Source organism: Dyella sp. (assembly GCF_036568765.1).
Taxonomy (GTDB): Bacteria; Pseudomonadota; Gammaproteobacteria; order Xanthomonadales; family Rhodanobacteraceae; genus GSA-30.
Map to the genome: position 1 here is coordinate 1 of NZ_DATCRY010000128.1, position 2,219 is coordinate 2,219.

The 2,219-nt window shown below is 61.9% G+C and carries 2 protein-coding genes; one reads left to right on the plus strand and one right to left on the minus strand.

The genetic code is table 11. The features are described from left to right. Positions 1-311 (plus strand): response regulator transcription factor (locus VIM98_RS09230; protein WP_331992806.1); only part of this gene is annotated, 311 nt, incomplete at its 5' end. A gap of 30 nt (positions 312-341) precedes the next feature. On the opposite strand, the gene VIM98_RS09235 is transcribed toward VIM98_RS09230, so the two are convergent. Then, the coding region (locus VIM98_RS09235) for a hypothetical protein (RefSeq protein ID WP_331992807.1) at positions 342-2,219 on the minus strand (1,878 nt) is incomplete at its 5' end.

Consider the following 2,219-nt stretch of genomic DNA (forward strand, 5'->3'; position numbering starts at 1 on the left):
CCGCCACACTCATCGAGTGTTTGCGCACGGTGGCAAGCGGAAGGAGCTGGCTGCCGAAAGACACAGTCGGTCAGGCACTCGAACTCGAACGCAGTCGTCGCGAACACTGGCGGAGAGCTTTTGCTTCGCTGACGAGCCGAGAAGCAGAGGTGGTTGGTCTCATCCTTGCAGGACGATCAAACAAGGAAATCGCCTTCGCGCTGCATATCTCCGAAGGAACAACCAAGGTCCACCTCAACAATATCTTCCGAAAGCTGGCCGTCACCACACGCTCCGAGCTGCTGCTTATGGCCGGCGTGGATCAAAGCTAGCGAGAGCTGAAGCCCACCGCACCCACGTGACTATTCTTGGCCCACCTCGCCGTCGACTGCGGGCAAGTCCCTAAACCCGGCGACGGCAGGGTTCAGGACAAATATCCGCGCATCAGGGTTGGCGTAGACTACGCGAAATCTCGGCGATGCAGTCAGCGCCTGCTCTATGCGGTCAAGCGTGCCTGGAGGCATGGTGCCCAAGGACTCGACGATCGCCTTCTGGCTGCGCGTGATAATCACAAATCCGGACGGTCGGTCGGCCAGCCATGTTCCAAGCACCGTCACGGGATCAGCAAGGACGCGAGCGAGCGTTTCCGCCGATTCGTCTGCGAGCGGTAGATAGACGAAGTTTTCGTAGTTCCTGAATTGGGAGGGGTAGTTGCGAGCGCCTTCCACGAGGAGCGAACCTGGCGGCCCCGTTTCGTAGAGCCAGGTTGCGGCCGCTACTTCTTCCTCGCTGAATCGATACTGCCGGTCCTTGCCGTTATTGGCGAGCACAAAGCCGAATGTGCAGGCCAGCAGCAAGCCACACAGCGCGATCCTCCAGATCGGAGATCGACCCCTCGCCGGCGACGGGAAGAATAGCGCGGCTGCGAAGAACGCGAGGAACGGCAGCGCGTAGAAGTAGAGCCGAAAGGGGATCTCGCCGCCATAAGATGTCGCCACCAGGAGGGGCGCTGGAGCCAATGTCAGTACGATCGCCGGGCCGTCGCGATAGCCGGCCGAGAGGCGCCGGAACCCACCCAGCACCGCAAGAAGGGCTATCGCTCCGGTCAGAGCGCGTGAAGCGATTGAAACCAGGCGTTGCCCTTGGCTGACAACGGCGAGATCGACGACGCCAGCCAGCCGCTGTGTATCCAGGCCGGCATCGGCAACGGCTGCCGACAGAACGCGTGAGACGAACTGGTCCGCGAAATAGAACAGCCAGAGCAGCTCGGCAATGAGAGCGAACAAGAGGAAGGTGAGACTGAGCCTGCCAATAAGGACCAGGCCGCCGAAGGCAAAGATCAGCAGCAAGGGGGTGAGCTGGTGCGTAGCGGCAATGGCAATGATCAACAGGAGCGCGCTGAGGAGAAACACCGTGCGAGCGGCGGGCGAATATCCTCGTCTCTCGCGGGGCACACCCTGGTTGGCCCAAGTGAACCACCGGGACATTATCCCCGCCCGGCGACCTGGCACAGCTGCCGCTGCTGGCGTCGACAGCGGCCCGAGGCAAAGTGCGAGGACGGCAAGGTACATCGCGTAGGCTGTGCCCTGCGGCGAGAAGTAATCCTGCCCAACCCAGTTGCCGACGACGAAGAGGCATGCGGCAGACCACACCAATCGCGGATCGGTCGTAAACCGGCGCAGGATCGGGGGCAGGAGCAACAGGTAAACAAGGTTCAGCAGCGTGGGGAAGAAGCGCGCCAGTGCCGCCAGCTGCTGGGTTCCGAGGTCGAAAGCCTCTGCTATTGCGGCAAATGCAACGAAGAACGCCGGCCAGTTGTGGTAGGCGGCGAGAAAAGGCGCATCGGGATCGAGTGCACCGTTCCGTTGGATGAAGTCGACGATTCCAAGGTGCTTCCAGGCCCAGGAATAGCGCAGGGTTCCATAAGCGATTGCAGGCGTGGCATGCAGCAGGAGGACGACGGCGGCGAGATAGAGCTGCGGCAACCGACCGTGCGCCGCGCTGCCGCTTAGGAGGACGCAGAACCCTCCCGCGAGCAGCAGGTAGGCGATCCAGATCGGCCACGGCAGCACGGATATGAGGCCAAGGTCGTCCATCGCCGCGGCATCGATTTCGGGTAAGCCGAAAAGCCAACAAGCCAGCGCCACGACCAGTGCAACCGAGGCAACAACAAGCCCTGTATCTCCGTCGCCGGCATGTACGACCGTAGTCGCGACCGAGGTGTCCGCTTTCCTGCCTTC